The 25,105-nt window shown below is 68.5% G+C and carries 20 protein-coding genes; 4 read left to right on the top strand and 16 right to left on the bottom strand.

Features of this window, described 5'->3' with window-relative positions:
- Nucleotides 1-8: 8 nt before the first annotated feature.
- From fgd to O3I_RS33445, 15 genes are all read right to left on the bottom strand, one after another.
- Nucleotides 9-1,022 (bottom strand): glucose-6-phosphate dehydrogenase (coenzyme-F420), encoded by a 1,014-nt coding sequence (fgd, locus tag O3I_RS33370; protein WP_086006312.1) that lies wholly within the window; start codon nucleotides 1,020-1,022, stop codon nucleotides 9-11.
- Nucleotides 1,023-1,098: 76 nt separating this feature from the next.
- Entirely contained in the window at nucleotides 1,099-3,429 is a 2,331-nt protein-coding gene (locus O3I_RS33375; RefSeq protein ID WP_014987444.1) for an ATP-binding protein, read from the bottom strand.
- 106 nt (nucleotides 3,430-3,535) lie between these two features.
- Nucleotides 3,536-4,657, bottom strand: a complete 1,122-nt coding sequence (locus tag O3I_RS33380) for a 3-deoxy-7-phosphoheptulonate synthase (protein WP_014987445.1) — start codon at nucleotides 4,655-4,657, stop codon at nucleotides 3,536-3,538.
- 714 nt (nucleotides 4,658-5,371) lie between these two features.
- Nucleotides 5,372-6,454, bottom strand: a complete 1,083-nt coding sequence (gene fni, locus O3I_RS33390) for a type 2 isopentenyl-diphosphate Delta-isomerase (protein ID WP_014987446.1) — start codon at nucleotides 6,452-6,454, stop codon at nucleotides 5,372-5,374.
- Nucleotides 6,429-7,580 (bottom strand): phosphomevalonate kinase, encoded by a 1,152-nt coding sequence (locus O3I_RS33395; RefSeq protein WP_014987447.1) that lies wholly within the window; start codon nucleotides 7,578-7,580, stop codon nucleotides 6,429-6,431. Before O3I_RS33395 ends, fni begins: the two co-directional genes overlap by 26 nt.
- Nucleotides 7,567-8,619 carry a diphosphomevalonate decarboxylase gene (mvaD, locus tag O3I_RS33400; RefSeq protein ID WP_014987448.1) on the bottom strand — a complete coding sequence of 351 codons (1,053 nt, stop codon included), beginning with the start codon at nucleotides 8,617-8,619 and terminating at the stop codon, nucleotides 7,567-7,569. The genes O3I_RS33395 and mvaD overlap by 14 nt, the downstream gene beginning before the upstream one ends.
- The gene (gene mvk, locus O3I_RS33405; RefSeq protein WP_167829194.1) at nucleotides 8,616-9,644 is read right to left on the bottom strand and encodes a mevalonate kinase; all 1,029 of its coding nucleotides are present in this window, start codon (nucleotides 9,642-9,644) and stop codon (nucleotides 8,616-8,618) included. The genes mvaD and mvk overlap by 4 nt, the downstream gene beginning before the upstream one ends.
- Nucleotides 9,645-9,697: 53 nt before the next feature.
- A complete protein-coding gene (locus tag O3I_RS33410; RefSeq protein WP_014987450.1) occupies nucleotides 9,698-10,876 on the bottom strand; it encodes a hydroxymethylglutaryl-CoA synthase in 1,179 nt (392 codons plus the stop codon).
- A complete protein-coding gene (locus tag O3I_RS33415) occupies nucleotides 10,873-11,937 on the bottom strand; it encodes a hydroxymethylglutaryl-CoA reductase (RefSeq protein WP_014987451.1) in 1,065 nt (354 codons plus the stop codon). The genes O3I_RS33410 and O3I_RS33415 overlap by 4 nt, the downstream gene beginning before the upstream one ends.
- Nucleotides 11,937-12,866 carry an SGNH/GDSL hydrolase family protein gene (locus O3I_RS33420; RefSeq protein ID WP_014987452.1) on the bottom strand — a complete coding sequence of 310 codons (930 nt, stop codon included), beginning with the start codon at nucleotides 12,864-12,866 and terminating at the stop codon, nucleotides 11,937-11,939. Before O3I_RS33420 ends, O3I_RS33415 begins: the two co-directional genes overlap by 1 nt.
- Nucleotides 12,867-12,968: 102 nt before the next feature.
- A complete protein-coding gene (locus O3I_RS33425; protein WP_014987453.1) occupies nucleotides 12,969-13,832 on the bottom strand; it encodes a DUF5995 family protein in 864 nt (287 codons plus the stop codon).
- A gap of 175 nt (nucleotides 13,833-14,007) precedes the next feature.
- Nucleotides 14,008-14,859, bottom strand: coding sequence for an SDR family NAD(P)-dependent oxidoreductase (locus O3I_RS33430; protein WP_237748177.1), 852 nt, complete (start codon nucleotides 14,857-14,859; stop codon nucleotides 14,008-14,010).
- Nucleotides 14,852-16,771: an anthranilate synthase family protein gene (locus O3I_RS33435; RefSeq protein WP_014987455.1), complete on the bottom strand. Its 1,920-nt coding sequence runs from the start codon at nucleotides 16,769-16,771 to the stop codon at nucleotides 14,852-14,854. The genes O3I_RS33430 and O3I_RS33435 overlap by 8 nt, the downstream gene beginning before the upstream one ends.
- On the bottom strand, nucleotides 16,771-17,448 hold the full coding sequence (locus O3I_RS33440; RefSeq protein ID WP_014987456.1) for an isochorismatase family protein: 678 nt from the start codon (nucleotides 17,446-17,448) through the stop codon (nucleotides 16,771-16,773). Before O3I_RS33440 ends, O3I_RS33435 begins: the two co-directional genes overlap by 1 nt.
- Nucleotides 17,449-17,479: 31 nt before the next feature.
- Complete coding sequence (locus tag O3I_RS33445) at nucleotides 17,480-18,268, bottom strand: 2,3-dihydro-2,3-dihydroxybenzoate dehydrogenase (protein WP_014987457.1); 789 nt, start codon at nucleotides 18,266-18,268, stop codon at nucleotides 17,480-17,482.
- Between the two features lie 480 nt (nucleotides 18,269-18,748).
- Between O3I_RS33445 and O3I_RS33450 the strand changes: the two genes are divergently transcribed.
- The 4 genes from O3I_RS33450 to O3I_RS33465 all read left to right on the top strand — a co-directional run bounded on the left by O3I_RS33450 (nucleotide 18,749) and on the right by O3I_RS33465 (nucleotide 23,971).
- Nucleotides 18,749-20,284, top strand: a complete 1,536-nt coding sequence (locus O3I_RS33450; protein WP_014987458.1) for an AMP-binding protein — start codon at nucleotides 18,749-18,751, stop codon at nucleotides 20,282-20,284.
- A 29-nt stretch (nucleotides 20,285-20,313) separates the two neighbouring features.
- Nucleotides 20,314-21,261 (top strand): UbiA family prenyltransferase, encoded by a 948-nt coding sequence (locus tag O3I_RS33455; protein ID WP_014987459.1) that lies wholly within the window; start codon nucleotides 20,314-20,316, stop codon nucleotides 21,259-21,261.
- Nucleotides 21,261-22,874, top strand: a complete 1,614-nt coding sequence (locus O3I_RS33460; RefSeq protein ID WP_014987460.1) for an AMP-binding protein — start codon at nucleotides 21,261-21,263, stop codon at nucleotides 22,872-22,874. The genes O3I_RS33455 and O3I_RS33460 overlap by 1 nt, the downstream gene beginning before the upstream one ends.
- Nucleotides 22,875-22,975: 101 nt before the next feature.
- Complete coding sequence (locus tag O3I_RS33465) at nucleotides 22,976-23,971, top strand: polyprenyl synthetase family protein (protein WP_216226513.1); 996 nt, start codon at nucleotides 22,976-22,978, stop codon at nucleotides 23,969-23,971.
- A 30-nt stretch (nucleotides 23,972-24,001) separates the two neighbouring features.
- Here the strand turns inward: O3I_RS33465 and O3I_RS33470 are convergent, their stop codons facing one another.
- Nucleotides 24,002-24,814 (bottom strand): UbiA family prenyltransferase, encoded by an 813-nt coding sequence (locus O3I_RS33470; protein ID WP_014987462.1) that lies wholly within the window; start codon nucleotides 24,812-24,814, stop codon nucleotides 24,002-24,004.
- Nucleotides 24,815-25,105: the final 291 nt, after the last annotated feature.

Here is a 25,105-nt window from a genome sequence, read left to right on the forward strand (position 1 = left end):
TCGAGGAGCTAGCCGAGCTTGCGCAGCCGGGGCGCGAGGTCCCTGGCGAACAGCTCGAGGAAGCGGGACTGGTCGTGCCCGGGGGCGTGGAAGACCAAGTGCCGCATGCCTGCATCGATGTAGGGCTCGATGCGGGAGACCACGTCGTCGGGGTCGGTGCCGACGATCCAGCGCTTGGCGATCTGCTCGATCGGCAATGCGTCGGCCGCGGCCTCCATCTCGATCGGATCGGAGATGCTGTGCTTCTGCTCCGGGGTGAGCGACAGCGGCGCCCAGAACCGCGTGTTCTGCAGGGCCAGGTCGTAATCCGTCTCGTAGGAGAGTTTGATTTCGATCATGGTGTCGACGTCGGCCACGGTGCGGCCCGCCTTCTCGGCGCCCTCGGTGACCGCGGGCATCAGCTTCTCGGTGTAGAGGTCCATGCCCTTGCCGGAGGTGCAGATGAAGCCGTCACCGACCCGGCCCGCGTACCGGGCCACCAGCGGCCCGCCCGCGGCGATGTACACCGGAACGCCTTCGGCGGGAACGTCATAGATGGACGCGCCGACGGTCTTGTAGTACTCGCCGTCGAAGTCGACCCGGTCGCCGGTCCACAGCGCCCGCATCAGCTCGACGGATTCCCGCAGCCGCGCGTACCGCTCCTTGAATTCGGGCCATTCGCCGATGAACCCGGTGGCGATCTCGTTCAGCGCCTCGCCGGACCCGACGCCCAGCATCACCCGCCCCGGGTAGAGGCAGGCCATCGTCGCGAAAGCCTGCGCGATCACGGCCGGGTTGTAGCGGAAGGTCGGCGTCAGCACCGAGGTGCCGATCTGGATACGGCGGGTGCGCTCACCGACCGCGGCCAGCCACGCCAGCGAGAAAGGCGCGTGCCCGCCGTTGAATCGCCACGGCTGGAAGTGATCGCTGATCATGGCGCTGTCGAAACCGTTTTCCTCGGCCGACACCGTGAGCTCGACAAGTTCACGCGGAGCGAATTGTTCCGCCGATGCCTTGTATCCGAGTCGAAGTTCCGTCACGATTATTCCCTCGATTGCGTTTTTGCGGATTGACCAGAGCCTATCGCCGACTCCGGACTGGAAAAATAACAAGCCCCTGTCAGGAATGACCTGCCATTGCGTGGGGATCTTGTTCGCCTTTCACCACCAGGGCGACGTGCAGCCTGGATGGGCACTCCAACTTGGACATCACCAGCCGGAGATGGTTGATCACCGTCCATTCGGCAATGCCGAGCTGGCTGGCGATCATTCGATTGGTCATACCGTCGGCGACCAGCAGCGCAATTTCCCGCTGCCTTTTCGTCAAACTGGCCAGCGGTGAGCCGGAACCGGCGGGAATCGCCGGACCGGACAGCGCCCGATCGACGATATCGCGGAGATTTCCGGCGGTTTCCGGTCGAATGAGATGCGCGGCCCGCGCGTTCTCGCTGCCGATATCGTCCGGCAGCGGAATCGCATAGGCGTTGCGCAGGTGATGCACCGCACCGAACAGCATGGCCGCCGATTCGCCGAATTCGGCGTCGGCCATGCGGTACGCGCTCGCGCAGCCCTCCACCGCGACGAGCGTCTCGAGCACGTGCTGTCCGCTGCGCGGAATCCGCAGGGCGGACCGGAACAGCTCGAGTGCGCGGTGCGCGGTGTCGGCGCCGAGCTGGGTGTTGGCCAGCGCGTTCAGCATGCGCATCCGGTCGGCGTCGCTGCCGAGTCGCTGCACGCGATGCTGAATCGTCGCCCAGTCCTCGTCCCGTTGACCGATCGGGTCACCGAGCGCGAGCACCTCCAGATAGATCTCGGCCAGTTCCCGTTCGCCGCCCTTGTTCGGCTTGCGCAGCGCGCGCATCAGCTGTTCCCGGGCCTGTGCGGGTTGACCGGCCACCAGCTGGGCGGCGCCGAGCCGCACCGTCGCCCGGTAGGCGCCCGCGTCGTCGGCGGCGCGGTGATAGGCCGCCGCCGCGCGGGTGAACAGGTCCACCGCGCGACCGGATCGGCCCGACCGCAGCGCCCAGTCACCGAGCAGTTCCATGGCGCGCGGCACCGCCGGGTCCGTCGCCTCGGGCCGGCCCGCCGGAGTGTCGAGGAATCGGAGCAGTGTCCGTTCCAGCTCGGGCAGGCACCCGGAGTGCACCCAGACATCCTCGAGCAGCGCGGCGACCTCGACGGCGCGTTCGGCCCGGCCCAGCTCGATCAGGCGGGCGACGGTGGCGCGGAAATCGCGCACCCGCTGTTCGGCGAGCTGCAGCGCCGCCGCCCGCCGATCCGGCCTGCCCAGCTCGTCGGCGAGCCGGAAAGCCAACTCGCACAGGCGATCGGCGTGGTTGCGCCGGATCCGGTCGCCGCGCACCCGGTCGGTCCGCAACAGCCGGTGGCAGTAGGCGCGCACCGTGGCGATCAGTTCGTAGCTGGGGTGACCGGCGTCGGTGACCGTGCGCTGCAACAGGCTGTGCCCGATCAGCGTGGTCAAGGTGCCGCCGATGAACGTCTCCTCCAGATCGACCATCAGCGAGACGGTGTCCGGATCCACGGCCGACTCGCACAGCGAAAGATGCAGCAGGACATCGACGGTGCTCTCGTCGAGCCGGTCGATGCCCCAGGCGACCGCGTCGTGCAGCGACCGATGCCGCAGCGGGATGTCCACGAACGGCAGCGGGGTGAGCCCCTCGCCGGAGCGGATCAACTTCAGCGTCTGCGCCGACCCGATCCGATTGATGGTGATCGCGGCCAGCTCCAACGCCAGCGGCACCCCGTCCAGCTCGTGCGCGATCTCGTCCAGTACCAGCCGATTCGCCGCCGAGCTCCGGTAGCGGCTGTCGATACTGGCCAGCAGCAGTTGCGCGGCGGCGGAGGAAGCGGGCCGGTAGGGCCCCGACTCCGACCGGGTACGCAACGGACGCACGGAGACGACGTACTCGCGCTGCAGGTTGAGCACCACCCGACTGGTCGCTACGACAAGCAGATTCGGGCAGCGTTGCAACAGCCGGGAGACATCGCGGGCGATCGAGCCCGAGACCAGATCGCAGTTGTCCAGCAGCAGGATGGTCCGGTCCGGACCGAGATCGGCTTCGAGCGACGCCAATATCCGTTCGGCATCGGCACTCTCGTTGTCGCCGGACCCGAAGCCGAACGCGGCGTGCACCTCTCGCCAGACCTCGCGCCGATTGCTCGCCTCCGCGAGATCCACGGTGGTGGCTGTCGCGGTGCGGAACTCACTGAGCGCCAGCGCTTCCTGCGCCACTCGGCTCTTGCCCACCCCGGCCGGTCCGGTCAGGGTGAGCAGGCGGACCCGGGGATCGTTCATCAGGCAACGGATTTCGTTGACTTCCTTGTCGCGGCCGACGAGACCGGGCAACCGGACGCTGTCGATATCCGCGTCATCGTCGGTGATCAGGCCCAACCCTGCGGCCGGCCACTGCAGATTGGTACTACTCGGCACGTTGTCCTCCTCACTGGTGGCCAACCATGGCCCATGGCGCCGTGCGACCCGTGCCGCGCGACGGCAGCGCCATGGGCCCAAAGCTGTTGATCTGCGCGAATTCCGGCTACGCCGGAAGGCGGGTGCCGATCGACCGCGCCCGCCTGCGGCGGGTGGCGACCGCGGCGGCGAGCCGATCGAGTTGCGCGGCGGTGGCGTGCCAGCCCAGGCAGGCGTCGGTGATGGACTGCCCGTAGGCGAGCGCGCCCGCCTCGCCGAGGGTCAGATCCTGGCGGCCGCCGACGAGGAAGCTCTCCAGCATCACGCCGACCACGCTGCGCTCGCCCGCGGCGATCCGTCCGGCGAGGTCGGTCACCACGTCGACCTGCTTGTTGTGGTCCTTGTTGCTGTTGCCGTGACTGGCGTCGACCACGAGCCGCTGCGGCAGCGCCGCCTTCTCCAACCGCAGGCAGGCCTCGGCCACCGAGGCGGCGTCGAAGTTCGGACCGGTGCTGCCGCCGCGCAGAATGACGTGGCAGTCGGTGTTGCCGGTGGTCTGGATCAGCGCGCAATGGCCGGCCAGGTCGATACCGGGAAAGACGTGGCTCGCCGCCGCGGCCCGCACCCCGTCCACCGCCACCTGCACATCACCGTCGGTCCCGTTCTTGATCCCGACCGGCATGGACAGCGAACTCGCGAGCTGGCGGTGCACCTGACTGGCCGCCGTGCGTGCGCCGATGGCGCCGTAGGAGACCAGGTCCGCGATGTACTGCGGGGTGATCGGATCCAGGAACTCGCACGCCACCGGCAGCCCGAGTGCGGTGATGTCGACCAGCAAGCGCCTGCCGAGGCGCAGGCCGGTGTCGATATCGAAGGAGCCGTCCAGGTGCGGATCGTTGATCAGGCCTTTCCAGCCCAGGGCGGTGCGCGGCTTCTCGAAGTACACCCGCATCACCACGTGCAGCCGATCGTCGAGCTCGGCCGCTTTGACCGCCAGCCTGCGCGCGTAGTCCAGCGCGGCCTCGGGATCGTGCACCGAGCACGGCCCGACGATCACCATCAGCCGATCGTCGGCCCCGGTGAGCACATCCACGGTGGCCCAGCGACCCGCGTGCACCATGGCGGCGAGCGTCTCGTCGATCGGGTGCGCGTGGCGCACCTCGGCGGGCGAGAGCAGCGGGCTGACACTCAGGGTGCGCCGATCCTCCAGGTCGGCACGCGTGGTGGCGATCGCGATATCAGTATTCATTCCAGTAACCTTTCGGCCTGCAGGTGAAAAGTCAGGCCCCGGTCATGGAACAGCTGCCGCCGCCGGGTGCCCGTGAGGTGCATTTCTCGGCGGCGTCGAACTCGCAGAACAACCGCACCACATCGTCGTTGGGGCCTGAGTCGATCCGGGCCCGCGATCAATGTGCTGCGCATGTCTTCTCCTTTGCGAAGGTGGAAATCCTCGGGCGGGAGCCCGCGTGTCGCGGCAGCTGCTGGTGATCGACCCTGGTCCCCAGCCGACATGCGGCGACGACGCCCATAGTTCCTATGGTCGCCGGATAACCTGAATTCTCGGTGTAGAGAATGCGCACCGAACGCGCGAACAACAGCGGGAGGAAATCTCGCGCATCATTCTGCGCGGGGTGTGCTGAATTCGGATACGGACACAACTGTGCCGCCCCAATAGCGTGACACCCCGAAAAGAGACGGTCAAGTGTGATGCCCGTCACGGCGGCAGCGATTTATCTGAATACTTTCTTTTCACTATTGCCGGTCGATAGTGCGGGAATTGCGTGGAAACAATTCGTCCGTGCGCCCGCGCACCGGAACGCACGAGACCGCAGCGCGAAGGTCATTCGCGCTGCGGTCCGGTGCTGGAGAACTCGAAGTCGGTCGCGGGCACAACTGTGCCGCACAAATAGCGTGACACGTCGCGCCATCGGCGCACGATCGCGCGCCTATCGTCGCGCCATCGTCAGCGCGCACGCCGGGCGTAGCCGCCCGGATCGATGCCGCGCAGCCGGCTGAACTCGGCCAGGTTGCCGCTCAGCAGCAGATCCGTCTGTGCCAGGTCCGGCACCGTCCGCGCACCGAGCACCACCATCAGCTGCCGGATCTGGGTGATCCAGTCGCCGATGGTCGAGACCAGCGCGTCGACACCGGCGCTCTGCAGGACCGACAGGAAGTAGCCGGACACCCCGACCGCCCGCGCGCCGAGCGCGAGCGCCCGCACCACGTCGAGCGGGTGCCGCACGCCGCCGGAGGCCAGCAGGCTCAGCTCCCGCTGCCGCGCCACATCGGCGGCGTCGATCAGGCAGGCGGGCGCGGACTGTCCCCAGTCCCCCAGGTACGCGAAGTCCTCGTGCGGGCGCCGGGCGTTCTCGATGGTGGCGAAATTCGTGCCGCCGCGCCCGGAGACATCCACGATCGAGACGCCGAGATCGGCCGCGCGCGCCACCGCGGCCGCGCTCATCCCGAACCCGACCTCCTTGACGATCACCGGCACGTCCAGTGCGTCCACGATCCGCGCGATGTGCTCGGGCCACGCGGAGAAGTCCCGATCGCCCTCCGGCATCACGATCTCCTGGATCGTGTTGATGTGGATCTGCAGCGCGTTAGCCGCGATGAGATCGACTGCGCGCTGGGCCATTTCGGGAGTCGCGTTGGCGTTGACGTTGGCGATGACGAATCCGTCCGGGTTCTCCTCGCGCAGCACCCGATAAGTCGGCGCCACCGCGGGTTCGGCGAGATAGGCGCTCATCGACCCGGAGGCGATCGGCACCCCCGTCTGCCTGGCCGCGATGGCGAGGCCGCGGTTGATCTCCCCCGTGCCGGCGCTGCCGCCGGTCATCGCGTTGATGTACAGCGGTACGTCCCAGGCGATTCCGGCGACCTCGGTGCCGAGCGACACCGCCGACTCGGCGCTGCCCGCCAGTGCGTGGTGCACGAAACGCACCTCGTCGAACTGGTTCAGCTCGAGCCCCGCGCTGCGCAGGTGATGCTGCTCCACCGCGAGGCGGACATGGTCGTCTTTACGGCTGCCGTAGATCTGCGACACTGTTGTCACTGGAGTTGCCTTTCGCTGAAAACGTTTGATGCACAAGCAGTTCGAGCGGCGTGATACCGGCCGCCCGCCACTGCTGCCGCAGCTGCGGCACGCCGGCCGGGGCGAGCAGCGCGATACCGCAGTCGCCGCCGCCCGCGCCGGAACTCTTCGCGACCGCGCCGAGCGCCTCGGCCGTGGTGCGCAGCGTGGCCAGCGCCGGGGTCTCGATCGACACGCCGGCCAGCGCGCTCACCGCGCGCAGCAGCGCACCGGCGGTCGCCATGGCCGTGCCCACCGAGGCGTCGTCACCGGACTCCAGCGCCGCGACAAGCGTTGCGACACAGGAATTGCTGGCGACGACGAAACGGCCGTACGCCGCGGAGTCGCCCGCGATGCCGTTGCGTAGCAGCTCGACGAGCCCACTGGAGACCGCGGGCTGCCCCGACCAGCCCACTTCGAGACACAGCGCGCGGGGTGCGGGCATCCGGCGCGCGGACAGCTCCGGCCACGGCTGCCAGAGCAGGTCGGTGAGTTTGGTGTCGGGCTGGGCGAATTGCGCGGCCACCCGGGCCCGATCCGGGGCCCGATAGGCGACCCAGCCGCCGAGCAGCGACGCCGCGACGTCGCCACCCGAGCACCGCGGATCCACCGCGAAAGCGGTCAGCAGGGCCAGCCGCAGCAGCGCGTCGTCGTCCAGGTCGAACCGGTAGGCCTGCGCGAGGGCACGCACCACGCCGACGGTCACCGCGCCCGAGGAGCCGAGCCCGAATTTGCGGCCGGTCGCCGGGTCGTCCAGCGCCGAGCGGATCTCGAGGTGGAAGCCGAGCAGTTCGTCGCCGCGCTCGGCCGCGAGCCGCTCGACGAGGTCCACGGCGGTGAGCACGTGCCGCAACGCCGCGGCGTCGGCCGAATCGGCCACCGTGGCACCGGTTGTCGCGGTACGGGGGAGCAATTCGACCGGGCCGGGCCCGGTGCGCTCGGTGATGACCGTCCGGCGCGACGGCGCCGCCGCGGGGGCCGGACCGACCGCGACGGTCAGGTAGCGGTCCACCGCGACGAGCACGGCCGCGCCACCCGGTTCCAGTACCGCGTACTCACCGGCGATGTACAGCTTGCCCGGAACGTCAACGGTGATCATGGGCACTCGATTCGGCCGGAGCGCCGATCGCCGCGCCCGGTCCCGGGGTCGCCACGATGATCCGCATCGCCGGGTCGGTCTCGCCCAGCGCCGCGGCCACCGCGGCGCTGTCCCGTCGATCGCACAGCACCTTGACGTTGGGGCCGGCGTCCATCGTGGCGTACGCCACGACGCCTTCCGCGCGCAACGCGAGCACCCGGTCCAGCACCCGCATCGACCCGGGGGCGAAGTAGCGTACGGCCGGGCGGGCGCCGAGCATCGTGGCGTGCATGCCGAGGGCATTGCGTTCGGCGATCTCGCCGACCGCCGCCAGATCCCCCGCCGCGATGGCGGTGTGCATATCGCGCAGGTCCTGTTCGCTGGAGCGCACCCACGGTTGATAGAACGGCGACGTGTCGACGGTGCGCCGCATCGCCGCCCGGCTGGTGATGGACTTCTCGCCGGCGTCGACCAGCGCGACGACCAGCGCGGGATCCAGCAGCGGCGCCGCGACCGGCTCCGCGTAACTGCTCGAATCCCCCTCCGCACCAACGCCTTCGCCGCGATGCCACTGGGCGAAGCCGCCGTAGATGGAACGCGAGGCGCTGCCGGAGCCGCGCCGGGCCAGCCGGGACAGCGCGCGCTGATCGAGGTCGAGACCGTAGGCGCCGGCCGCCGCCACCGCGAGCGCCGCGAACCCGGAGGCCGAGGAGGCAAGGCCCGCCCCGGTCGGCCCCATGTTCACGGTGTGCACTCGGGCGCGGCGGTGATCGCCCGCCGAATCCCGTACCAGATCGAGGAATCCGACGACCTTGGCGGCGAAGGCCTGCGCCGCGGGGCCGTCGGCAACGGTGACGCTGTCGGCCGGGAGGTCCTCGGCGAGGGTCACCGTGGTGACCGTCGCGAAGACGCCGAGGGTCAGCGACAGGCTGCTGGTGACCGGAAGATGAAGCGCCTCATCGCGTTTGCCCCAGTACTTGATCAACGCGATATTCGGATAGGCCGTCGCGGTGACGCCTTCGGCAGCCACCCGCGCGGCCACCGTCTCCGGCGTGCTCACGACCGCACCTCGCTCGCGTCCAATGCCACGGTGTGGCAACGATCCGCGCCCGCGGCCAGCAGGACGGAGTGCAAGTGCGCCGCGGCGGCCGCGTCGGCGGCCAGCGCGATGACACAGCCGCCCAGTCCGCCGCCGGAGAGCTTGGCGCCCAACGCACCCGCCTCCAGCGCGGCGCCGACCAGCGTCTCGATCTCGGGGCAGCTCACGCCGAGCCGGTCGAGGATGAAGTGCGTCGCGGTCATCTTCGCGCCCACGTCGGCGAACCGGCCCGCGGCCAGATCCGTTGCGGCGGCGGTCGTCATCGCCCCCGCCCGCTCGAGCAGGTCGGTGCCGGTCGCACCGAGCGTGACGAGATTACGATGCACGGTCGAAACCGCCTGCCGGGTACTGCCGTTCACGCCGGTATCGGCGACGACCAGGACCGGCTGCGCCGCGCCCGCGGCCACCGGGAGCGGGGCGACCGCGCCCTCCTGGAACCACATCGGCCCGCCCCGGCTGATCACGGTGCGCGCGTCCACGCCGCTGGCCTTGCCGTGCGCGAACGATTCCGACTGCTGGATCAGGGCGAACATGGTGTCGCCGTCCAGTTCCCGGCCCCACAGCCGGGCCACCGCCTCGATGATGGCGGCCGAACTCGCGGCGCTGGAGCCGAAACCGCGTCCCGCCGGGATACCGCTGTCGACCGTGACGAACAGCCCGTCGTCCGGGCGATCGAGGTACTCGCAGACCGCCGAGACGGCCAGCCGCGGCACCGCCGAGGCGTCCAGCTGGGAGGCCGCGGAAAGTTCGCGCCGGCCGGAGTCGAGCGTCGAGGATTCGATCACGACCGGGCCGGGCCTGCGGCGGGCTCGGGCGGTGACCGGCAGCGACGGCACCGGCAGCGAGATCGCGGGCTTGCCGTACAGCACGACGTGCTCACCGAACAAGATCAGCTTGGCGCTCGCGCGCCCGGTGCCGACCTCGCCGTCGGTGCGCTCGGGCACCGCGTGCCCGCGCGCCGCCAGCACACTACGAGGGGGCCACATTCCGTTCTCCATCAGCGCATTTCACTCTCGGTGTGGATCGGTCCGCACCCGCGTCACTGCGCGCGGGCCGCCCCGTAGATTCTCGAATGTCCCGCGATCGCCGTCAGCCGGAACGGGTTGCTGCTCGTCTCGTCGAGCACCAGCTCCGTACCGTCCTCCGGCAGCGCGACATTGCGCAGGGCACGATACTTTTCGTACGAGATCGGCTCACGACGTGCGATCGCCGCCCGGTTCTCCGCGGTCCGCAGATGTTTGCGGTACCCGGGAACCATTGTGACCGAGAACAACTCGGCGACACAGCCCGACCCATAGCTGAACAGCGCCACCGACTTGCCGTCGAGATCCTCGGAGTGGTCGAGCAGCGAGACCAACCCGACGAACAGCGACGCGGTGTAGCTGTTGCCGATCGCCCGGTTGTAGATCGTGGTCGGCGCCAGGTCCGCGTACAGGCGCGCCGTGCTGGCCTCGATGCCCTTGAGCTCGAGCAGCCGGGTGTGCGCCTTGTAGGCCATCTTGGTGAACGGCTGGTGATAGCAGAAGCCGGCGAACTCGGTGACCCCGCGCCCGCCCCTGGCCTCGTAGTCCTTCCACGCCTGCTCCACGGCCTCCAGGTACGCGCCGACCGACAGCTTGCCGTCGACGAGCGGGGTGGACCGATAGTTGGGACGCCAGAAGTCCTGGACGTTCGCGGTGTAGAGCCCGACGGTCTCGTCGAGGATCGCGAGGTCCGGGTGCGCCGAGACCAGCATCGCGACCGCGGCCGCGCCCTGGGTGCCCTCGCCGCCGGAATCGACGTCGTACTTGGCGATATCGCTGGCGATCACGAGCACGCGCTGCTCCGGATCGCGGGCGACGATGCCCGCCGCGAGCTGCAGCGCGGACGTGCCGCCGTAGCAAGCCTGCTTGAGCTCGACGGCGCGCGTCGCAGCGGGCAGTCCGATCAGGTCCTGCACGTAGACCGCCGCGGCCTTGGACTGGTCGATCCCGGTCTCGGTGGCGAACAGGATCGTCCGGATGCCCTCGACACCGTGTTTGGCGACGATCTGCTTGGCCGCGGCCGCGGCCATGGTGACGATGTCCTCGTCGGTGGCGGGCACGGTCTGCGAGGTCTGCCCGAGGCCGATGTAGTACTTGTTGACATCTACGCCGTTGTGCCTGGCCAGCTCGGCCAGATCCATCGCGTAGTGGCCGGTCGCCAGGGCGATGTCGTGGATTCCGATAGGCACGGTCATTGGCCTGTTCCTTCTCCTGATGCCGAGCGCTCGAAGCGGATGTGCGTCCGCATCAACTCGCCCGGATTTGTCTGCGCCGCGAGCAGAGACAGCTCTCCGCAGAGCACGGCGGCAGCGGTGAGCACGGCGAGCCGCCGCGCGTTACCGCCGACTTCCCGGCTCTCGCGGCACCCCATGCGGGCCAGGTTCGCCTCGACGAAGTCCAGCCCCTTGCCGTTGCCGACGGTGCCGACGATGAGATTCGGGAGCGCGCAGGAGAAATAGAGGTCCCCGTCGCGATCCTCGACGTGGGTGATCCCCTGCGAGCCCTCGACGATGTTCGCCGCGTCCTGCCCGGTGGCCAGGTACACGCCGAGCAGCATGTTCGCGTAATGCGCGTTCGCCGTGCGGATTCCGCCCGCGATCGTGGTGCCGATCAGGTTCTTGCGCACGTTGAGATCGGCCACCTGCGCGGCGGTCGTGTGCAGCCGTTGCGCCACGATCTCGCGCGGGATCAGGATCTCGGCGACGACGTTCTTGCCGCGGCCGAGGATCCCGTTGACCGCGGAGGCCTTCTTGTCGGTGCAGAAGTTCCCCGACACCGACCCGTAGCGCACGCCGGGCACGGTGTTCACGATGTGCCCGAGCAGGGTGTCGGCGGCCAGGGTCACCATGTTGTGCCCGGACGCGTCGCCGGTGGTGAACTCGAACCGCAGGAACAGCAGGTTGCCGACGATCTGGTGGTGCAGGTCGATCAGGTCGGCGAAGCGGCTGCATTCGCCGACGATCCGGCGCAGCTGCGGCAGTTCGGCGGTGAGCTGGCGGGCCGCGGCCAGTGCGGTGCCCGCGTCATCGGCCTCCAGCAACACCGACCTGGTCATCCGCTCGTCCACCAGCGTGGCCACGATGCCACGCTCGCACAGGGTGGAGATCTTGGCGCCGCGTCCCACCGAAGGCCACAGGGGCGATTCGTAGGTGGCCAGCGGCACCTCGACCAGACCCTCGGCGACGTTGCCGGAGATCTTGAGCGGCCCTACCCATTGCATCGGCACCGTAGCTGCCGAAAAAGTGTCCTCAGTCATCACAATCCGAACTGTTCCTTGATGCCGGTCGCCGTGACCGTGTCACCGTGCTTGGTCGGGTGGAACGGGATCCCGAGGAACTCACCGGTCGGGTTGAAGTACCCGTTGATCCACGAATCCGCGGCGCAGCTGCCGTGGCCCGCGGTGGCCGCCCTGGTGTCGAAGAAGCCGACGTTCAGCGTGGCCGCTGCGGCCCGCTGCGCGTCGTCGACCTTGTCCAGGAACTCGGTCATCGCACCGGCGCGCGGCTGCGACATCCGGCCCACCGGGGACTCCCAGCACCACTGCGGATTGCCGCGCTCGCCGATCGTCGGGTAGCCGACGAAGACGATCTGCGCGTTCGGCGCGTAGTAGCGCACGTAGTCCACGACCGGCTTGACCCAGGCCACGTACTGGTCGGAGTTCACGCCGCGGGCGTCGGGCGCCCGGCCGTCCAGGCCTGCATCGGGCCCGCAGCCCTGGATGAAGTTCGGCAGGCAGGTGACCTCGGCGTCGAGCGCGCGCTGGCGGTTCGAGCTGTTCCAGATGTCGTTCTGGCCCAGCTGGATCGTGACGAGGCGGGTCTTCGGGCCGAACGCGCCGGCCGAGGCGGCCTGCTTGGCCATATAGGTCGCGGTGTAGTGCGGCGGGGTGGCCAGCGAGGCACCCAGGCAGGAGACGTCTTCCAGGTCGTCGGCGCCGATGTTCATCTGCGCGGCCAGCTGCTTGGGCCACGAGGTGTCCGACCGCTGGCAGGACTTGTCGCCGCCGTAGCCGAAGCCGAGCGAGTAGATGATGTTGCCGTTGGTGGTGTAGGAATCGCCGATCGCCACGAAGGATTTTCCGTCGGCGCCCTCGTCGGCGGCGGCCGGCGCGGCGGTGCCCAGCAGGGCGGACGCGGCGCACAGCGAGGCAGCGGCAAGGAGTCGGATGGGGGTGGAAGTCTTCACGGTTCGAATCTCTCTTCAGGGACGTTCAGTCCGTTTCGGAGTCGGCGCCCCGACCATTTCGGGGAGGCCGCTGGCAGACAGCGGGGCTCGCGCCCTCGAGTGCTAGAGCCCGTTCACGTTCGTGAGCGTGGCGAGCACACCGTCGATGGCTCCCCACATGGTGGTGATGCCGGCGCTGGTGAGATCGCGGGTCGCGGGGTTGGCCAGGCCGACGCCGTTGGCCAGGTTGGTGGCGTTCACGCTGGCGAGCGCGCTGCGCAGCAGCATGGTCGAGCCCACGCCCTCGCCGGTGATCCGATCGAGGCCCTCACCGAAGAAGTAGAACCGCCACAGCGGGCCGACATCGGCGTTGTACGCCTGCTTGGTCCGGCTGACCAGCGCGGGATTGTTGACCGCGATGGCGTCCATCAATTTGAAGTAGTCGCCCGAGTTCTCCGGGCCGATACCGGTCGAGGCCAGCGCGTACGGGATATCGACGCTCATATGCGCGTTGTAGCCGACCATCGCCACATAGGCGCCGGACTCCGCGCAATTACCGGCCAACCCGAAATAGGGTGCCCACTGCCAGGCAATCGGCGCGCCGGTGAATTCGGCGTGCACGGCCCGCAGCCAGGTCTCGTAGCCCTCGAAATAGAATTGCGCGTCACGCTGCGGATCGGTCAGCCCGGCGCCGGAACGGATCATCGGCAGCACCGTCGCGCGGTCCGCGGTGTCGTTCATGAGCGCGAAGAGTCCGCGTCGATCACCATGTGCGACAAGAATTTCCGCGATCTGGGCGTTGCGCTCGCCGACCTCGACGAGCCGCTGCAGACCGTCGGCGCCACGGATCGTGTCCATGTCCGAGAGCTCGGTGATCGTGGCGATTTCAGCGGCATTCAGCGGCGTGCCGCAGGCGGCGGCCGAGACCGGGGATTCGGCGGCGGCGGGGCCGGCGAATCCGGGCCAGAGCGCTGCCGCGCAAGCCATTGTTGCGACCATGAGTCGCCCATTGCGTAGCATCACGATGATGCCCTTTCTGAATAATCCACGGGATTTACCGGTCGATATTTACCGGTGTATACACAAAGACTAATCGGGTCGGCGGTCGCAATTCCATGGCAGCTACTTGTCACCGGCACGCGGACCAGGCGATTCGCGCCGGTCACCCCCAGCGCAGCAGCAGCCGGCCCACCGTGCGGGAGCCGGACAACCGCAGGGCCCACAGCACCGGCACATAGCGCGGGATCACCTGCGTGGGCCGGTGCCGGATCGCGGTCAGAATCCACTCCGCCGCTTCCTGCGGCGTCAGCCCGGGCAGCTTCTGATATTCCGGGGTGGGTGCGCTCATCGCGGTGTGCACCAGCGGATAGTGGACGGAGGTCACCGCAACCCCGCGGCCGGACAACTCGGCGTCCACACAGCGGCCGAACGCGGTCAGCGCGGTCTTGGAACTCTGGTAGGCCGCGAAACGGGGCGAGGTGCCGGTGGGCACGGTCCAGGTACCGACGTTGACGATATGACCGCGGCCCGATTCCAGCATGCCGGGCAGCAGGCCGAGGCTGAGCTGGACCGGGCCGAAGTAGTTGATGCCCATGGTGCGCCGGAAATCGTGCATGCGATCGAACGATTCCGTGATCGGTCGCCGGATGGACCGGCCGGCGTTGTTCACCAGCACGTCCACCCGGCCGACCGAGGTGCGTACCCAGTCGAGCAACGCGTCGACCTCGCCGTCGTCGGTGAGATCGCACGTTCGATAGACCGCTTTGCCGCCCGCGGACCGGATCTCGTCGGACAACTGCGCGAGTTCCGGCTCCCGGCGCGCCACCAGCACGACCTCGGCCCCGGCCGCGGCGGCTGCCACCGCCGCGGCCCGGCCGATGCCGGCGGACGCGCCGGTGATCAGGATCCGTTTGCCGGAGACCGGCTCCTCGACCTTCGCGCGCCGGACGGGCACCGGCCGATTGACGACGTCGGCAACCCGTCCGAGCGCCCGGCGCACGAGCCGCCTAGCCACGCGCACTCACCCGATCCCCGGCGAGCACGGCCGGCCGGGCGATCAGCCGGCTCGCGATGGCGGCGAGCACGGCCGGACCGTCCTGGGACAGCACCGATTCCGCGTGGAACTGCACCGAGGCGAACCGCTCACCCTGCAGGGCGTACACCTCACCGGTCGCCGGATCACGGCTCACCTCGACCCGGCCGAGCGCGGAGTCGAAGGCGTCGACCGCGCTCCGGGCGACGAAGGTGTTGTAGAACCCCGCCCGCACCGGCGTACCGAACAGCGAAATCACCCGGCTCACACCTTGATTCGGCTTGTCCAGCCTGGTGATCTCCAGACCCAGTGCGGAGCACAGGATCTGGTGGCTCAGGCAGACCGCCGCGAACGGCTGATCGGCCGCCGTGAGCTGCTTGATCCGGCGCCGCATCGCCAGCACCCGGGGATCGTGCAGCGCACCGGGATCGCCGGGACCGGGACCGAGCACGACCAGGTCGTAGTCGGCGAGTTCCACCTCGGCGTCCCAGCTCGCGATCGTCAATTCGAACCCGAGCGAACGCAGCATGCTGGCGAGCATCGTGGTGAAGTTGTCGGCCGCGTCGATCAGCAACACCGAGCCGCGGGCCTGCGGCGCCGCGCCGATACGCCTGCTGTCCGCTTCCGCGAACCAGAACTGCGAGGCGATCGAGTTGCGACTCTGCAACGCGGCCGCGACCGCAGGCAACGCGGCCAGCCGCGGCCAGCGCGCCGTGACCGATCCGTTGATCAAAGCCGCTGCCTTGGCATAGGTTTCGTGCATCTCGCCGACCGGATCGGAGTCGCGCACCAGCGTCGAGCCCACGGTGATCCTGGCCCGCCCCACGGCGTCCACGACGGCGGTGCGGATCAGGATGGCCGAATCGAGCCGGACCACGCCGCTCGCCCCGCGGTCGATGTAGGCGATGGCGCCGCTGTAGTAGCCCCGCCCGACCGATTCGTACCGCGCGATGACATGCGTGGCGCTTTCCAGCGGCGAGCCGACCACGGTCGGCGCGAACATCGTCTCGCGCAGCACCTCGGCGACGCCGAGTTCGGTGCGGCCGCACAGCAGGTACTCGGTGTGGGCCAGATGCGCCATCTCCTTGAGATACGGCCCGGTGACCGTCCCGCCCGCCGGGCAGAGCGCCGACATCATCTTGAGTTCCTCGTCGACGACCATGAACAGCTCGTCGTTCTCTTTCTGATCGGCGAGGAAGTGCAGCAGACCCGACTCGGTCGGCCCCTCCGGCGGATACCGGTAGGTGCCGCTGATCGGGTTCATCGACACGGTCCGGTTGTCGAAGTGCGCGTGCGCTTCCGGGCTGGCGCCGACGAAAGTCTGCGTGCCGGTGTGCACCAGATAGGTCCAGTACGCACCGCGTTCGCCGCTCAGCAGCCTGCGGAACAACCCGAGCGAGACATGCAGATGATTCGGCCCGAACGATCCGATCAGCGATCGGCTGATCACGAAGTTGGAGCCTTCACCGGTGCCGATCTCGTCGTCGATGACGGACTGCACGATGCGGCGGTACTCCTCGTCGGAGACGTCGAATCGGAAGCCCGCCGCGTCGATCGAGTCCGGGCCCAGCAGGTCCGGGCCGATCGCCGCGAGCACCGTTTCGCGGTCGGTGAGCTCGTGCTCGCGCACCGACATCGCGAGCAACGGCGTGCGATCGTCGTTGCAGGGGAAACCGCGCTCGGCGATCTGCCGGTAGGGCACCAGAACGAGCAGGCCGGACTCCTCGTCGGCCAGCCGCACCTCGTCGAGGCCGGCGAGTTCGGCGAAGTCGCCGAGCATGACGTCGACGGTGCCCGGCGCCTCGGCGCCCGATCGCTGCACCATCGCGAACGGCTGCTGCGGATCGGCGAGCAGCCGATCGAGCAGCGCGCGCCCGGCGGGCACGCGGGCCATCACACACCCACCCGGGAGCCGACGTCTGTGCCGGACTGTACGGCGGCGACCAGATCCGCGGTGGTCCGCACCATGGCGCAGCGGGCCGCCGCGTAATCGAGCGTCATCCGATGGTCCGCGCGCGTGAAGTCGGCGACGGCGTCGGCGGCGAGGAAGGTCTCGATGTCGTTGGAGTAGGACTCGCACGCGGTGACCAACACCCCGACGTGCGCGTACACCCCGCTGATGATCAGTTGGTCACGGCCCATCGCCCGGAACCGGTCGAGCAGGCCCGACCCGTGGAACGCGCTGTAGCGCCACTTCGTGGACACCAGATCGGCTGGGCCGGGGGCCAATTCGGCCACGACCGCGCGATCGGTCTCGTCCGTGGTCATGCCCGGGCCCCAGACATCGCGCAGCAACCCGCGCTCGGTCGGGGTCATCCCACCGGGCTGCGCGGTATAGACGACGGCCACACCGGCCCGCACGCAGGCCTCGCGCAGCAGCGCGAGGTTGGCGACCAACTCGGTGTAGGGCGAGCCACCGGCGCGCAACGGGCGCAGAAAGTAGTTCTGCATATCGTGGATCAACAGCACCGATCGACGGGGTTCGATTTTCCAGTCGACAATATTCTCCGGCATCTCGTCCGGCACCGGCATTTCATACGAAATGACGTCGGGTATTCCACCGAACATCATGACTCCTCTGATCGATCGAAGTTCTGCGCACTCAGCTGCCGAGTGTCGCGCCACCGTCCACGGTGAGTTCCTGCATCGTGATGTGCCGGGCTCGGTCGGACAGCAAGAATTCCACGGCGTCGACGATGTCGTCGGGATCGGCTATGCGGCCGAGCGGAATACCGAGACGGAATTTCTCCGGCACGCCGGCGATGGTAGCTTCGGTACGGTCCTCCCCCTCCCACGTCGCCTGCAGCATTTCGGTCCTGGTGGACCCGGGGGAAACGACGTTGCACCGTATTCCGTATTTGGCGACCTCCAGCGCGGCGCATTTGGCGAGCATGGTCGCCGCCGCCTTGGAAGCCGAATAGGCGGACATGGACGCGCGCGGCGTCCGCGCGGCATTGGAGGACACCGTGACCACCGCGCCGCGGCGCCGGGAGATCATGCGGGTGAGCACCGCCTTGGTCACCCGGAAAACACCGGTCGTGTTGACCGAGAAGGTTTCTTCCCAGTCGTCCTCGGACAGTTCGACGATCTCGCCGAACCGCATGATGCCGGCCGCGTTCACCAGATAGTCGAGTGGCCCGATATCCCGCTCGACGTCGCCGACGATGCGTTCGACATCGACCGGGTCGGTCACGTCACCTTGGACGATCGTCACCTGACCGGGCATGGCACGCAGCTCCTTCGATGCGTCCGCGGCCCGGTCGACCGCGACCACGACCATGCCCTGAGCGGCGAGCCGGTACACGATGCGATGACCGATGCCACCCGCGGCGCCGGTCACCAATGCGATCCGCTGTGCCCCGGAATCCGAGGCCTGCTGCGGTCCGATCATTATATTCACCACACTTACGTCATGAATCCTGAACAAAGACCCTGCGGACTCGCCGCATATCTTCGAAGGTCAATTCAAAGTCTGCTGCGCATGACTGCAGGCAGGCCGATTGATAAACCCGGCGCGCAGCCGAGTCGATGGTAAATTTATCCCTCGCGGACCCGGCCCCGGTATAGCAGGGTGTTGCCAACAGGCCGGACTGGCAGGGTGTTGTCAATAATCGCCGCGAACTTGTCAGCGCCGGATCGTTGCCGGTGCCGGAAATCGAACCATATACTCTCCTCTGTAGTGCAGTCGGGAGTACCCAGCGCAGTGTATTGATCCCGCTGATTCATGCGATGCAACCCCCTCTGGAAACAAACGGGCCCACGGTTCGACACCGTCCCGATCCTGTCCGGGTGTAAAACCTCAGCCCTGCTCGATCCGGAGCTACCGGTTTATTCCGGGAACGCCGGCCGACACGAAACATTGAGTGACGCTATGACTCGAAACCACAATCTCATCTACGATCAGTTGATCGAGATCGCCCCGGATGCCCGGCCCTGGATCAGCGACCATTCCTCGGTCGCCGTGCCGGTGGTCGACAATCAGGTGGCACTGACCGATGTCGCCGACGCGGCCAGCCGTGCGGCGACGCTCTTCGAGAGCACCGGCATCAAGCCCGGCGACTACTGCGCGGTGTGGCTGGACGCGCCACTGGACATCATGATCGTCATCGCGGCGCTGACCGCGGTGGGCGGCGTGCCGGTCCTGCTCAGCCCGGCGCTCGACGTCGAGACCCTCGGCCGCATGCTGGCGCCCGTGACGATCGAACGGATCGTCACCACCGGCGACCGCCGGGCCAAGGTCGAACAGCTCGAGACGCTCCGGCAGATCGATGACTGGGCCGAGCTGGCGGCCCGGCTGCCCGACACCGCGCCGCGCCGCACCACCGCCGTGTCGATGCCGGGCACCGCCCCCTACATCGTCACGCACACCTCGGGCACCACCGGCGTGCCGAAGCTGGTGCAGTACACCCGGCGCGGCACCGACCACCAGGGCTACGCCCAGGAGGTGCCCGCGATCATCGGCCGGCTGCGCGGCTACGCCGCCGTCGCGGTGTCGCCCGTGCACTACCGCACCGTGACCGGTCTGCTCTGCGCACTGCGCCGCAACGTGCCGCTGGTCATCCTGTCCGATCACGCGGGCGAGGCGGTGGCCCCGTTCATCCGGCGCTACCAGCCGATCTACCTGGAGGCACATCCGAACACCCTCATGCAGTGGGAGTACCTGGCCGACAACGGAACCCTGGCCTCGGTGCGGCACTACGTGAGCACCTTCGACGTCATCCACCCCGGCACCGTGCGGCGGCTGCTCGCGGGCTCCAAGTACCGGCTCGCGACCTTCTTCGAGGCGTACGGCCAGTCCGAACTCGGCGGCATCGCGGCCAAGGTGCACCTCAAGGGTTTCACCGGCCGCAAACACCGCGCCAAGGTGAGCCGGCTGCCGGAAGGACATTCGGCCGGCTGGACCGCGCCGGGCTACTCGAAGGCCCGGATCGTCGGCCCCGACGGCAAGCGGGTGCCGAACGGCACCGCGGGCCGGATCCAGGTCACCTCCGCGGGCCAGTTCCAGACCTACATCAACCGGCGCGAGGCGGCCGAGGCCAACACCAGTGCCGACGGCTGGTGGGACACCGGCGATTACGGCAAGCGGACCCGCTTCGGCAAGCTGATCCTGATCGATCGGCAGGTCGAACGGATGAAGCGGCTCCCCAGCGCCATCGCGATGGAGGACGTGCTGCTCGCCCGTATGCCGTGGCTGCTGGAAGCCATTGTGCTGGAAAAGGATAAAGGCGTCGTACCGGTGATCGCGTTGCGCGACCGGCCCTTCGACGAGGCCGCGTGGCGCGCGGCGGTCGCGGACCTGCCGCTGATGGCCGACCCGGTCGTCGTCGACTTCCGCGACTTCCCGCGCACCGCCACCGGCAAGATCCAGCGCCCCGCGCTGTCGCAGCTGATCGCGCAGCACAGCTGACCATCGGCCCTCACTCCACAGGACTCGACATGACCACTGAGACTATTCAGTCCACCGGAATCTCCTTCGGCGAGAAGGCCGGTGCCTATTTCCGCCTGGGGAAGCTCCGGGTGTACCACCACTTCTACGCCTGGCTGCTCGCCGTGCTGCTGCTCGCCCACGAGTCGATCAGCAAGCCGGGCATGGCCGCCGCGCTCGGCCTGATCCTGGTCGGCATGATCGCGATGAAGGTCGCCACCTGCGCCGCCGACGATGTCGTCGGCTTCCGGGACGGCAGCGACGCCAAGAACTACGCCACCGGCGGGCACCTGCCCAAGTCCAACAAGCCGTTGCTGTCGGGCATGCTCTCCGAACGCGAAGCGATCACCTTCGGCATCGTCACCGGGCTGATCGCGTTCGGCACCGGTCTGGCGCTGCTCATTCCGCTCGACGGGGATGTGCCGATCCCGTTCCTGATCGGGTACTTCGTGGTGATCGCGGTCGCCGTGCAGTACTCGTGGCTGTTCAAGTTCAGCTACCGCCCCACCGGCCTGGAGTTCGTGATCTTCCTGGTCAACACCGCGGAGGTGCTCGGCCCGTACTGGATCATCGCCCGGCACTGGTCCACCGACGCCGTGCTGATCGGCCTGCTGATCGGCGTGTGCATGCTGCTGGTGGTCTCGTACGCGAATTTCGGTGACCGCGAAGGGGATGCGGCCTCGGGGCGGCGCACCCTCGCGGCCGTCATCTCGCCGACGATCTACCGCGGCCTGATCGCCGTGCTGTCCGTGCTCAGCCTCGCCCTGCTGGTGGCGCCGTTCGTCATCGGCTCGCTGAATCCGTGGCTGGTCGTGTGCGTGCTGCCCGCGATCGTGTTGCGCGCCATGCAGATCCGGGCCGGCCTGGTCCAGGATCAGGTGCAGCGCGCCGTCATCCTCGGCTTCCGCAGCACCGACGCGGTCGGTCTCGGCCTCGCCGCGGCCCTGGTGCTGTCATGATGCTGCAGCGCACCGCGCAGGTGCTCCGATCGCTGGCCGTGCTCGGCAAGCGTGGTTTCATCCATCCCCGCCATCTGTCCGCGGACGTGCGCTCGGCCAAGATCGCCGCGCACTGCGGGCCGTTCCCCGCCATGATCAGCTACATGGCGCGGTACGAACCCGATCGCGCCGCCGTGGTCGACGCCCGCGGCAGCATCACCTTCGGTGAGCTGGAACGGCAGTCGAACGCGCTGGCCCGCGGCCTGGCCGCCGCCGGCATCGGCCCCGGCGACGTGGCCGGCGTGCTGGCCCGCGACCATCGCGGCATGGTCGCGACCATGATCGCGACCGGCAAACTGGGCGTCCGGCTGGTCATCATGAACACCGGTTTCGCGGGACCGCAATTGCGCGATGTCGCCGAGCGCGAAGGCGTCACCGTGCTGTTCCACGACGCCGAGTTCAGCGCCCCCACCACCGCGCTGTCCGGCTCGGTCCGGCTGTTCGAGACCTGGAGCGACGGGCCGCGCAGCGCGGACGGTCCGGCACTGATCGATGACCTGATCGCCGCCAACTCGACCACCCCGCCGCCGCTGCCCGCCGAACCCGGCGGTCTGGTGCTGCTCACCAGCGGCACCACCGGTACGCCGAAAGGCGCGGTACGCAAGCGCATTTCCCCGTTGCAATCGGCACAGCTGCTCGACCGGGTCCCGCTCAGCCGGGGCGGCACCATGGTGATCGCCGCGCCGCTGTTCCACGCCACCGGCCTCGGGCAGTTCACCCTCGCGATGGCGCTGGGCAAGACCGTGGTGTTCGGCCGCGGCAAATTCGACGCCGAGGCCACCCTCGCGAGCGTGGCGAAGCACCGGGCCGACACCCTGATCGTGGTACCGACCATGCTGGGCCGCATCCTCGACCTCGGCCCCGATGTGCTTGCCCGGTACGACGTCTCGTCGCTGCGCATCATCGCCAGCGGCGGGTCGGCGATCTCGCCGGGGCTCAGCGCCCGCACCGCCGCCGCCTTCGGCGACGTGCTCTACAACAACTACGGGGCCACCGAGGTCGCCGCGGTGTCGGTGGCCACGCCGGCCGAGCTGCGGCGGGCGCCGGGCACCGTCGGCAGGCCGCCGGTGGGCGTGCGGGTCGCGCTGTTCGACCGCAACGACCGGGAGATCACCGAACCCGACACCCCGGGCATCATTTTCGTCGCCAATGGCCTGAGCTTCGGCGGCTACACCGACGGCCGGGACAAGGACCGGCACGGCGGGATGATCTCGACCGGCGACATCGGGCACTTCGATCGCTCGGGCCTGCTGTTCCTCGACGGCCGCAGCGACGACATGATCGTGTCCGGCGGCGAGAACGTCTACCCCGGTGAGGTGGAGAACCTGCTCGCCGACCGCGACGATATCGCCGACGCCGCCGCCATCGGCGTGGACGATCCGGACTTCGGCCAGCGGCTGCGGGCGTTCGTCGTGCCGCGCGCGGGCGCCGAGCTCGATCCCGAGGAAATCCGCAATTACGTCAAATCCCAGCTGGCTCGGTACAAGGTTCCGCGCGATGTCGTCATCGTCGCCGAGATTCCGCGCAACGGCTCCGGAAAGATCGTGCGCGCGCAATTGGCCGGAATTCCGTAACTACCTCGTGCTATGTCATTCCTCTATCTCCGAAAGGTGGTACTGCGACCATGTGCGCGGCAACCGGAATCTACTCCGTACAAGACACCAGAAACGACATGATGAAACGTGCCGAGCAGCTGGCACTCGAGTTCCTGGAAAAAGAGCACAAGCGCTGGTTTACATTGGACAGCGAGGCCGGCGCGACGATCGAGTCGATTGCCGAGCTGATGCGGGCCGGCGGTAAACGGATCAGGCCGGAGTTCTGCATCAGTGGATATCTCGCGGCGGGCGGTGATCCGGACGGAAGTTCGATCATCTCCGCGGCGGTAGCCACGGAGTTCCTGCACGCGAGTGCGCTGATCCACGACGACGTGTTCGACGAATCAGCGATCCGCCGCGGCGCCCCTTCGGTGCACGAGAAGTACGCGGCCCGGCACCGGGCGCACGGCTGGCAGGGCGAATCGGGCCGGTTCGGCGAGAGCGTGGCGATCCTGGCCGGTGACCTGGCCCTCGTCTACGCCGATATCTTCATGGCCGAGGCGATGCCCGCGGTCACGGCGGCCTGGGGTGAACTGCGGGCCGAGCTGATGATCGGTCAGCATCTCGACGTGGTCGCGGCGGCGCGGTTCGCGGGCAACCCGCAGCTCTCGCGCACCATCGCCCAGCTCAAATCGGGCAACTACACGATCCACCGGCCGCTGCTGGTCGGCGCGATCCTGGCCGGGCGACCCGATCTGGCGCAGCCGTTCGAGGCCTACGGTCTCGCGGTCGGCGAGGCCTTCCAGCTGCGCGACGACCTGCTCGACATGTTCGGTGACACCGACACGCTCGGTAAGCCCGCCCAGCTGGATCTCGAACGGCACAAGATGACCCTGCTGCTCTCGCTCGCCATCGAGCGCGACGAACAGGTCAGGGCGTTGATCGACGCACCGGGCACGACCTCGGCGCAACTGCGCGAGCGGCTGCTCGAATCGGGGATATCCGCCGCGGTGGAGCAGCACATCGGCGCGCTCGTCGAGCGGGGCAGTGCCGCGCTCGCCGACGTGGGTCTGGAACCGGGCTGGCAGGAGGAGTTGATCTCCATGGCTCATGGCGTCGCCTATCGGAACAAGTGAGCTGAGCGCTAGGCCTTGTCGAGACAGGGCCTAGCGCACACCGACGATGAGCAGGGTGGCCAGCACCGCGATGTGCACGGCGTACTGGGTGACCATGAAGGCGCGATACGGGAGGCGGCGGTCGGTGCGGGAGGTGGCGCGGCGGGTTGTCGCGGCGAGCACGCCGACCGCCACCGCACCGACGATCAGGGCGAGCGCCGACGGCACCAGCATCGGCGCGAAAAGCAGAGCGGCTGCGCCGTATCCGGCGGCGATGAGCGCGGCGTTCACGCTCACCAGCAGGCGGACCCGGCCATCGCCCCACTTGATCACCGGGGTCTGGCGCCCGGCCGCCGCGTCACCCTCGGCGTCGGACAGGTCCTTGACCAGGGCACCGACGCCGGCCATCCACAGCGACATCGCGGTGCCGAGCAGCAGCACCGGCAGACCGCCCTGCTGGCCGGCCGCCTGCCAGCCCGCCGCGTAGGTCAGCACGCCCATGCCGAGCACGAGCAGGGCAGCCGTGCTGCCGCGGCGCTTGCCGTAGAAGGGTGCACCGGAATAGGCGTAGCCGCACGCCAGATGGGCCAGGATCAACAGCGGCAGCCAGCCGCCCGCGTCGACGACGCCACCGATGGCCAGCGCGAAGGCGCCCGCCGCGATCACCCCGCCCGCGGCCACCGGCACTGGGAGCGACCCCCGGCTGATCGGCCGGGTCGAGCCGTTCGCCCGATCCTCGGTGACGTCCATGACGCCGTTGAACACGTAGGCGGCCAGCGTCGCGAGCACCCAGGCCACCGCGGCCAGCACCACTTGGCCGCCGAGCACCGACGTGCCGAGCACGGCCGCGGTGCCGAAACGCATCAGGAAGATGATCTGGACCGAGATCCGGGATTCCTGTAGAAATTCTTTCGAAAGCCGGACTAATACTGCTCCCGCCGTAGTATCGGCCGGGAATTGAATTGACGCAGCACCCATATTCATATCGCATTACGCTATGCCGGTGCCGACATATCGGATATTCCCCGAATGCGGTACTCCTCTCAGCGCTAAAAGGTGGATTCAGTGTATGGAAAGGAGCAATGTCGCGTCTCCGGAATACTACTTTCGCAGCATCTGGGCCATGGCGGGCTCGGTCGATGTCGGCGATCGCGT

Origin of the sequence: Nocardia brasiliensis ATCC 700358 (assembly GCF_000250675.2) — a bacterium.
GTDB lineage: Bacteria > Actinomycetota > Actinomycetes > Mycobacteriales > Mycobacteriaceae > Nocardia > Nocardia brasiliensis_B.

Coding starts and splice junctions, on each gene's coding strand:
- O3I_RS33380 (WP_014987445.1), bottom strand. CDS start 4,657: ATGAATACTGATATCGCGATCGCCACCACGCGTGCCGACCTGGAGGAT.
- O3I_RS33395 (WP_014987447.1), bottom strand. CDS start 7,580: ATGATCACCGTTGACGTTCCGGGCAAGCTGTACATCGCCGGTGAGTAC.
- mvk (WP_167829194.1), bottom strand. CDS start 9,644: ATGTGGCCCCCTCGTAGTGTGCTGGCGGCGCGCGGGCACGCGGTGCCC.
- O3I_RS33410 (WP_014987450.1), bottom strand. CDS start 10,876: ATGACCGTGCCTATCGGAATCCACGACATCGCCCTGGCGACCGGCCAC.
- O3I_RS33415 (WP_014987451.1), bottom strand. CDS start 11,937: ATGACTGAGGACACTTTTTCGGCAGCTACGGTGCCGATGCAATGGGTA.
- O3I_RS33425 (WP_014987453.1), bottom strand. CDS start 13,832: ATGGCTTGCGCGGCAGCGCTCTGGCCCGGATTCGCCGGCCCCGCCGCC.
- O3I_RS33435 (WP_014987455.1), bottom strand. CDS start 16,771: ATGGCCCGCGTGCCCGCCGGGCGCGCGCTGCTCGATCGGCTGCTCGCC.
- O3I_RS33440 (WP_014987456.1), bottom strand. CDS start 17,448: ATGATGTTCGGTGGAATACCCGACGTCATTTCGTATGAAATGCCGGTG.
- O3I_RS33445 (WP_014987457.1), bottom strand. CDS start 18,268: ATGATCGGACCGCAGCAGGCCTCGGATTCCGGGGCACAGCGGATCGCA.
- O3I_RS33450 (WP_014987458.1), top strand. CDS start 18,749: ATGACTCGAAACCACAATCTCATCTACGATCAGTTGATCGAGATCGCC.
- O3I_RS33455 (WP_014987459.1), top strand. CDS start 20,314: ATGACCACTGAGACTATTCAGTCCACCGGAATCTCCTTCGGCGAGAAG.
- O3I_RS33460 (WP_014987460.1), top strand. CDS start 21,261: ATGCTGCAGCGCACCGCGCAGGTGCTCCGATCGCTGGCCGTGCTCGGC.
- O3I_RS33465 (WP_216226513.1), top strand. CDS start 22,976: ATGAAACGTGCCGAGCAGCTGGCACTCGAGTTCCTGGAAAAAGAGCAC.
- O3I_RS33470 (WP_014987462.1), bottom strand. CDS start 24,814: ATGCGTTTCGGCACCGCGGCCGTGCTCGGCACGTCGGTGCTCGGCGGC.